Source organism: Roseibium sp. (assembly GCF_025698965.1).
In the GTDB taxonomy this organism is placed as follows: Bacteria; Pseudomonadota; Alphaproteobacteria; order Rhizobiales; family Stappiaceae; genus Roseibium.
On record NZ_JAILWL010000293.1, the window covers coordinates 1 to 8,239 of the forward strand.

Annotated in this window: 7 protein-coding genes and 1 pseudogene; all 8 read right to left on the bottom strand. The window is 55.7% G+C overall.

What is annotated here, in order from left to right; translation table 11 throughout:
- Positions 1 to 398, bottom strand: a 398-nt coding sequence (locus K5905_RS21140) for an alcohol dehydrogenase catalytic domain-containing protein (protein ID WP_297587380.1), incomplete at its 3' end; no start/stop codon positions are given.
- 110 nt (positions 399 to 508) lie between these two features.
- The gene (locus K5905_RS21145; RefSeq protein ID WP_297587382.1) at positions 509 to 1,495 is read right to left on the bottom strand and encodes an ABC transporter ATP-binding protein; all 987 of its coding nucleotides are present in this window, start codon (positions 1,493 to 1,495) and stop codon (positions 509 to 511) included.
- Entirely contained in the window at positions 1,492 to 2,481 is a 990-nt protein-coding gene (locus tag K5905_RS21150) for an ABC transporter ATP-binding protein (RefSeq protein WP_297587395.1), read from the bottom strand. The genes K5905_RS21145 and K5905_RS21150 overlap by 4 nt, the downstream gene beginning before the upstream one ends.
- A gap of 21 nt (positions 2,482 to 2,502) precedes the next feature.
- Complete coding sequence (locus K5905_RS21155; RefSeq protein WP_297587384.1) at positions 2,503 to 3,402, bottom strand: ABC transporter permease; 900 nt, start codon at positions 3,400 to 3,402, stop codon at positions 2,503 to 2,505.
- Positions 3,399 to 4,346, bottom strand: a complete 948-nt coding sequence (locus K5905_RS21160) for an ABC transporter permease (RefSeq protein ID WP_297587386.1) — start codon at positions 4,344 to 4,346, stop codon at positions 3,399 to 3,401. The genes K5905_RS21155 and K5905_RS21160 overlap by 4 nt, the downstream gene beginning before the upstream one ends.
- 72 nt (positions 4,347 to 4,418) lie before the next feature.
- Positions 4,419 to 6,020: an ABC transporter substrate-binding protein gene (locus K5905_RS21165; RefSeq protein WP_297587389.1), complete on the bottom strand. Its 1,602-nt coding sequence runs from the start codon at positions 6,018 to 6,020 to the stop codon at positions 4,419 to 4,421.
- Positions 6,021 to 6,095: 75 nt separating this feature from the next.
- On the bottom strand, positions 6,096 to 7,577 hold the full coding sequence (locus tag K5905_RS21170; protein ID WP_297587392.1) for a sulfatase-like hydrolase/transferase: 1,482 nt from the start codon (positions 7,575 to 7,577) through the stop codon (positions 6,096 to 6,098).
- A 43-nt stretch (positions 7,578 to 7,620) separates the two neighbouring features.
- Positions 7,621 to 8,239 (bottom strand): annotated as a pseudogene (locus K5905_RS21175) (sulfatase); the annotation flags it as partial.

Consider the following 8,239-nt stretch of genomic DNA (forward strand, 5'->3'; position numbering starts at 1 on the left):
TGTTGGGGCGTCAAGCCCGCCGCAGGATAAAGATTCTGTTCGGGAACGGCTATGCGGGCGCACATGCCGCCGTCCCGATGGACGCCAAGAACCTCGATGTGCGAGCAGCAATTGGGATTTCCGCGTCCGCAGGCCCTGCAGGTTCCGCACGACAAGTATGGATTCACCACCACCAACTCACCGGCCCGTGGCCCCGAGGCGATCGTGCCCGACAATTCATGTCCGATTACCCTCGGGTAGGCGAGAAAAGGATGTTTACCCTGGAAGATATGGTAGTCGGTTCCGCAGATGCCGACTGCGGCAATATCGACAAGTAACCATCCATCGTTGGCTTCTGTCGGGAGAGGTCTGGATTGTAGTGCCAATTTGCCAGGCTCGAGGCAAATTGCACAGCTCATTGTGTTATTTCTTGCGGCCATCGCGTGTCCTTTCGCAAAAAGGTTCAGTTGAATACAGGTTGAATGCCCGCCAGGTGGATCTCGATACGTACCGTTTCAATGACTTGGTTTCAGCCTCTCAGATGGCACGCCACGGAATGACCTGAACCGATTTCACGAAACTCAGGAACTTCGACTTTGCAGCGCTCCACTGCAATGGGGCATCTTGCATGGAACACGCAGCCCGACGGCAATTTCCGGGGACTTGGAATGTCCCCTTGCAATACCTTTCCAGGTGCACGTGTTTTCGAGGGATTGGCAATCGGAATAGCGGCTAGCAATGCTTCGGTGTATGGGTGCTGCGCATTCCGGAACAGTTCATTCCTATCCGCCAATTCCATCAGCCGGCCGAGATACATGACAGCGATCCGTCGAGAAATCTGCGCAACCACTGCCAGATCGTGTGCAATGAAAAGATAAGACAGGCCGAATTCCTGCTGCAGGTCCATCATCAAGTTGATCACCTGAGCCTGAACAGAAACATCGAGGGCCGAAACCGGTTCATCCGCGATAATCAAGCTGGGATTCAGCGCCAAGGCGCGCGCAATCCCGATGCGTTGTCTCTGGCCTCCAGAAAACTCGTTTGCATAACACAGAGTTTGAGCCGGCCGGAGGCCGACACGTCCAAAGAGTTCCTCTACCCTTTCGCGGATCTCGGCAGCCGGCGCCAGGCCGTGCACGGACATTGCTTCAGCTACGATCCGCCCTACGGGGATTCGCGGGTTCAAAGACGAGTACGGATCCTGAAAGACCATCTGTGCCTGACGGCGATGGCGGAACATTTGCTTCTTCGACAATCGGACAATGCTCTCTCCCTGAAGTCTGACATCGCCGCTCGTCGGTTCCACCAGCCGCAGGATCGATTTCCCGAGCGTTGACTTGCCGGAGCCGCTTTCGCCGACCAAGCCAAGGGTTTCGTTCTTGCCGAGTGTAAAAGAGACACCGTTCACGGCATGGACGTGGCCCGTTGTGTTGCCCAACAGACCTTCGCGAATTGGAAAATGGGTTTTCAGATCGATGACCTCCAGCAGCGGAGGTTCTTGCAGAACAACGTTCATGACAGTTCCCTGAAACAAGCTGCGAAATGTCCGGGGGCTTTTTCCTCCAGGATTGGCCGTTCCGCGAGGCAGCGTTCGATGACAAATGGGCAACGAGTGGAGAAAGGGCAGCCGGAGGGCATGGCGTCCAGCGCCGGAACCATGCCCGGGATCTCTTCAAGCCTGGTGGGGGCACCTTCGCTCGAAGTAATGCTGTCAATGTCAGGGATCGCCCGAAAAAGGCCATGCGTATATGGATGCCGGGGTCTTGCGAATAAATCTTCGACAGTGGCTTCCTCGACTTTGCTGCCGGCATACATAACCACGACACGATCGGCGACCTCGGCAATCACGCCGAGATCGTGCGTGACCATGATCACCGCCATGCCGAGCCTGTCTTGCAGTTCCTTCAGGAGGGCAAGTATTTGCGCCTGTATCGTGACATCAAGTGCCGTGGTCGGCTCATCAGCAATCAGGACTTTGGGCGAGCAGGCCAGCGCCATCGCGATGACCACGCGCTGGCGCATCCCGCCGGACATCTCGTGAGGATATCCTTTCAGCCAGTGCTTCGCATCGGGTATCCGGACGAGCTGCAGAAGCTCATGAGCCCGTTGCATAGCGTCTTTTCTACTCAGCCCCTGATGTTTCATGATGGGCTCGCAAAGCTGCGTACCGATTGTCATAAGCGGATTGAGTGTCGTCATGGGCTCCTGAAAAACCATGGCGATCTCGTTCCCCCGGATATCCCGGATCCTTGTCTCGGCAACCTTTGTAAGATCCTCCCCGCCGTACCAGATTTCCCCGCCGGAAATTCGCCCCGGGGGTTCCGGCAGCAGCCTCAGAACGCAAAGGGAAGAAACGCTTTTGCCGCATCCCGATTCACCGACGATTCCAAGAGTCTCGCCGGGGTTCACGCTGTAACTCAGGTCGTCCACTGCCGTGACCCAACCGGAACCGGTCTTGAACTCGGTTCGAAGCCCCTGAAGCTGAAGGATTGGTTTATTCATTTCCATTTTTACTTGTCCGCATTAGATCACGCTTGCTCCGCGGGGATCGAGGTAATCCCTCACACCGTCTCCGAGAAGGTTGAAAGCGAGCATCGTCAGAAAAAGAAACCCTCCGGGAAACAGCGACAGCCAAGGCGCGAAAGTCAGTAGTTCGTTGCCGGCTGCGATCATGGTTCCCCAACTCGGGGTCGGCTCCTGAATACCAAGCCCGAGAAAACTCAGCGTCGATTCCAGCAATATGACATTGCCCATCAATACGGTCGCAAGGACGATAATCGGACCAATGCAGTTGGGCAGGACGTGAAAGAAGAGAATTCTCACGTTGCTCATGCCGATCACTCGGCACGCCGCCACGTAGTCGAGAGCTTTTACCCCCAGGACAGCGCCACGCGTCACGCGGGCAAACTGTGTTATCCGGCGGATGGAAAGCGCAAGGACGATGAAAAGAGGGCTGGGACCAAGCACTGCGACGAGAGCCAGTGCGAGTATGATGCCCGGGATCGACATAAAGACCTCAACTACCCGCATGATGACCTCATCTGCGACGCCGCCGAGATAGCCGGAGACCGCCCCCACGAACACGCCCGAAGCCAGGCCGACGATTATGGTCATGACCGCCATGGAAAGTGAGATCCTCGCACCGTAGAGGACACGGGAAAAGATATCTCGTCCGACCTGATCCGTTCCCATAATGTGTTCCCAGGTGGGCGGAGACAGGCTGTTGGCGGGGTTGATTTGCTCATAAGGGTATGGGGCGATAATCGGGGCCAGCAGTGCCAGCAGAAAGAGAAGCGTGGTCAGGCCAAGGCTGAAGCAGTTCAAAGGGCTGCTCAAAAATCGAGCGAAGTTCTTTGCGAACCGGGACCTGAGACTCGGAGACGTACTTTGACCGTGGCCTGCCACAGCGGATGAAATCGTCATAGCTTGATCCTCGGATCGATTACGGAATAAAGCAGGTCGACAGCAAGATTGGTGAGGGCGAATGTAATTCCGACGATCACCACCACACCTTGTATGACTTTCAGGTCATTTTCGAAGATTGCGTTGATCAATAGGCTTCCAAGTCCAGGCATGCCGAACAGGACTTCGATGGCAACTGCGCCGCCCATCAGATTGGCAAACTGAAATCCGATCACGGTGATAACCGGGCTCAAGGCGTTGGGAAGTCCGTGCCGCAGGATGATAGTCCAGCGGCCAAGCCCCTTTGCCGCTGCTGTGCGGATCATATCTTGCGAGAGTACCTCCAGCATGCTTGAGCGGCTCATGCGTGCTATCAGCGCAGCCGGTTGAAGGGCGATTGACGCCGTGGGCAGCACCAGCGCGGTCCATCCGTGCTCGGCAACCGAACCGTTCATGGGGAACAGGTTCAGATTGAACGCGAATACGAGAATGAGAACCAGAGCCAACCAGAACGGAGGAGTACTGACGCCGACAATGGTGACCAGCCTTGCAACCAGGTCAGCGGATTTGCCGCGATGGAGAGCCGAAAAGACGCCAAGTGAGATCCCGATCAGTGCGGCCGTGGAAATTGTCGTGAGAAGCAGAAACATCGTGTTCGGGAAAGCGCGCAAGATTAGCGCCGTAACTGACTCACGATTGACCGAGGATCTGCCAAGGTCGCCCTGAAGCGCATCTCCGAACCAGGACATATACTGAACGATCACCGGTCGATCCAAACCGAGTTCGGTTCGAACACGTTCCAGTTCCTCCTGCGACACGGTAGAGGCGCCGTCGAGGTCAAGTCCCAAAGCCGCGACTGCCGGATCGCCCGGGATCAGTTTTCCGAGCAGGAAGGCCAACGTGACAATCCCGACAATCGTGGGAATGGAAAACAGGACCCTTCGGATAACAAATTTAAAGAACATGGGTGGCGATGCCCTTCAACGGGATGATTTACGGTATGCGGCCGGCAATTGGAAACCGGCCGCCGTCGAATGCTACCTGTCAAGCCAGACTTCGCGAAGATCCTCCATGCCCTTCAGCTTGGCCGTCTCCAGATCTTTGACGGAAGTTGTTCGGGCTGTACGATGATTGCGCCAGTTCAGGAAGATGAGCGGTACGTCGTTGAAGACGGTATCCTGAAGTTCGGTGATCTGGGCACGAACCTCGTTTGGATCATTTGACTTTGCAATCTCCAGCGCTAGTTCTTCAGCGCGCGGGTTCTGATACCCGCCTTCCTCGTTGTAGAAAGTGAAGTTGTTCGGGCCGCCAGACCCATAGAGATTCCATGCATAGTCGATAATGGCCGGGCCCCCCAGCATCTGCCATAGGATCAGTTCGTAGTTTCCAGACTGCAAATCAGTAAGGACTTGCGAATACGCGACGCTCTTAACCTTCAAGTCTATGCCTATGTTGGCGAGCTGTGCCTGCAGCAGGATTGCACGTTGCGTATGCGCACCACCGGATCCCGTCAGCAGCTGAAGCGTCAGCTTCTTGCCACCGGGTCCATATCCCGCATCAGCAAGGAGAGCTTTTGCCTTCTCCACGTCCTGTCGTACTGGAGACAACTCTTCGGCAACAGTGAAGGCAGGATGCCAAGACGGGAAAATACTTACGATTTCCTCGCCCATACCGGCATAGACGTTGTCGATAAGTTCCTTGCCGTCGACGGCGTGCTGAATAGCCTGCCGAATGCGCAGGTCCGCCAGAGCAGAATTCTTTGTGTTTACCGCAAGCACAGTAAGTGTTGATGACTTGCCTTCGTCAACGATGACGCCGGACCCTTGGAACTGGGGAAACTGGGTCTCCGGAAAGGTGTTGATCATGTCGAGGTCACCCTTGATCAGCGACAAGGCACGAACGCTTCCGGACTTTATCACGCGGGCCTGAATACCATCGAGACAAGGTAGACCGGCCTTGTAGTAATTCGGATTGCGCTCGAGGATCATGAGGTTCTTCGGTTCGAACGATTTGAACATGAACGGGCCGGTGCCAACGGCTCCTTTCAGGCCGTGATCCACACCCAGTTCATTGACAGCGGTCGGAGACGCAAACCGCAGCGAACTCGCAAAGTCCCAGAGCATGGTCGGCCATTCTCCAGCGGGCACGAAAGCAACGGTATATTCATCGATGACTTCCACCGACTTCAGCTGTTTCTTCCAGTAACCGGTGAGAGGTGACCGCACTTCGCCGGCAATCAGACGTTCGACATTGAATTTGACCGCTTCGGCATTGAAGTCGGTTCCGTCATGAAATTTCACGTCGTCGCGGAGCTTGAACACATAGCGTTCGCCGTCACTGGTGGGCAGATCCAGGGCGAGACCGGGAACAACGTTCAAATCGTGATCGAAATCCAGCAAACCGTCATAGAGAAGCCGCATATAGTACTGAGGGTTGGCGACTTGCGAGGGGTCCAGATTTGAGTAAGAGATGTCGACTGTCTTGAATGTGCCGCCGTATTTTGGGCATACATCGTCTGCCCGGGCAACTGATGCCCCGACCAATGTGAATGCAGCTACCGCCAGAATCAGGGCAACGACGCAGTCATGGATGCTTAATCGTAGTCCATACGCACCAGTTAGCGAATTTCGAATTTTCATCTTATTTCCTCCCTGAGTGTCGAGCGCCGGAAAGCCACCGCTCGTCCTTCTCCCTTCAGTGTCTGTCGATGCCGTTCAAAACCGCCCGACGCGTTCAATCCCCGCCCAACTGGTTGCCATAACGGCGTCCATATGCCTCACCAGAAGTTCAGGCTTTACGTCCGTTAGTTCCGGTGAGTCCCAAAGGTTCGAGAACTCGCCCGGATCTTTCTCCAAATCGAAGATTTCTCCTAGATTCAGGTCGTGATAGACGATGACTTTCATACGTCCGTCGAAACTCATCGTGGCGTGGGTCGGCTGGTACTCTTTCGCCGATCCGAGCGCGTCGTTGAATTCAGAGACAACGATGGATTTGTGATAATCCGGTTGTTTTTGGCCCGTCAGAATTCCCATCAGGGACTGGCCTTGCATCGAGTCCGGCACTTCGCAGCCGGCAGCCTCCAGCAAGGTGGGAGCTATATCGACCAGTTCGACGAGTGCATCGCTTTCAAGGTCTTCGACGAAGCGGCCTTTCCACATGAACATCAGCGGAACGTGGACAAGGCCCTCGAAAAACCGGCAGCCCTTATAGAGCAGACCATGGTCGCCTAGCAGTTCGCCGTGGTCGCTATGAAAGACGATCAGGGTGTTTTCCAGTTGTCCGGTCGATTCCAGATGTTCCACGATCCGGCCGAATTGCTCGTCTATCAGCTCGATCATCGCATAGTATGCTGCCTTGACCTGCCTACCGTCGAAATTTGTTGGTGGGATCATTGCGGTGTCGGCTTGTGCGACATCGTGCAGAATCTCGGGATCCGACCCGTTTGGATCGACAGCCACAGTCGACTGCTGTGACACGTGGCGGAACGCGTTTTGGCGCTCCAGATCAGTTTCACGGAACAGCGGCGGTGGAAGCGTGGAGGCATCGTACCGATCAAGATGAGACCGGGGTGGGTCGAAGGGTGGATGCGGATCGAAAACATTGATCGAAAGCAGCCACGGCTGGCTCCGTTTCTCGTCAATGAACCTTAACGCCAGTTCGGTTGCCCAGGTGGTTTGATGGACTTCGGCCGGAACACCGGCACAGCAGAAACCGCTGACAGACGCGTAGAGTTGCTTGGGGTCGACATTTTTCTCATTCAGCAGCCACTGGTGGTAAGCGTTGTCGTCGGAATCCGCGCCTGGCATCGGATGATGGCTCCACTCAAAAAGGCGATAACCGTCATCGACGCGGGGTTCCATGCCGCTGGCTGCACTCGCCAAGTGGAGCTTTCCCACGAGACCGCAGTCGTATCCGGCGTCTGCAAGCAATTTTGTGACAAGCGTTTCACTTTGAGGAAAGTGCGAACAACCGTTTCTGTGCACGTGTGTGCTCGACGGATAACGCCCGGTCAGGAAGGATGCGCGGCTCGGCGTGCAGACTGGGCTTTGCGCGTAAGTCTGCCGGAAGGCAACGCCACGGTTTTTCATCCTGTCCAGATTGGGTGTCGCGATGTGCTGGTTGCCAAGAGCCCGGATCGTGTCGAACCGCTGCTGGTCGGTGCAATACCACAGAATATTGGGTCTGCTCGCGGACATCAAAGCGCTCCCGCTGCCAATGCAAGTGTCAATTTTTCCAATTTCATCTTCTTAGCTCGTAATAGTCGTACATTTCGGGAGGTGTGTCGTGACGCGCGAGTTCCTTCGCGAGCATCTCAAGCAACCGAGTCTGGGTTTCCCTATCCTCGATCGGTCGTTCCTGCGATGGATCGGTGGCCAAGTCGAACAATGCGGAGGCTGAGTCAGGAAACTTCACATCGTGCCGGGAGGGTGGACGCCTCGCGTCCTTTCTCGCCGGCACCCGCAGCAGGGGCATCCCCTTGGTGAAACGGAAGGGTGCGGAAAGTGTCGCGTCGAACAGCTCATCTGGTTGGAACGGCGCGGCCATGTGACATGGCATGAGTGTGTATTCGAATATGCCGTCGCCATCGACGTTCCATGGGTAGCGGAAATACGTGAACCGTCCGTCGGTGACGCAGACCGGGCCGCCGAACATTCCCAGGATCATACCGGCACGGTCGTTCCTGGGATCAACAATTCTGTCCAATATCGATGCACCGGTGACTTCTTGCGGCACCTTGCAGCCAAAAAGCGAAAGGAAGGTCGGCATCAGGTCTGGAGTCTGGGTCAAATGACCGCTACGGGTGCCAGCCTGTTTGTCAGAAAACTCCGGGTGCCAGATCATGAGCGGAATATGTGAG

Excerpts from the sequence above, each read along its gene's own strand:
- K5905_RS21145 (WP_297587382.1), bottom strand. The coding sequence starts at position 1,495 with ATGAACGTTGTTCTGCAAGAACCTCCGCTGCTGGAGGTCATCGATCTG.
- K5905_RS21150 (WP_297587395.1), bottom strand. The coding sequence starts at position 2,481 with ATGAATAAACCAATCCTTCAGCTTCAGGGGCTTCGAACCGAGTTCAAG.
- K5905_RS21155 (WP_297587384.1), bottom strand. The coding sequence starts at position 3,402 with ATGACGATTTCATCCGCTGTGGCAGGCCACGGTCAAAGTACGTCTCCG.
- K5905_RS21160 (WP_297587386.1), bottom strand. The coding sequence starts at position 4,346 with ATGTTCTTTAAATTTGTTATCCGAAGGGTCCTGTTTTCCATTCCCACG.
- K5905_RS21165 (WP_297587389.1), bottom strand. The coding sequence starts at position 6,020 with ATGAAAATTCGAAATTCGCTAACTGGTGCGTATGGACTACGATTAAGC.
- K5905_RS21170 (WP_297587392.1), bottom strand. The coding sequence starts at position 7,577 with ATGTCCGCGAGCAGACCCAATATTCTGTGGTATTGCACCGACCAGCAG.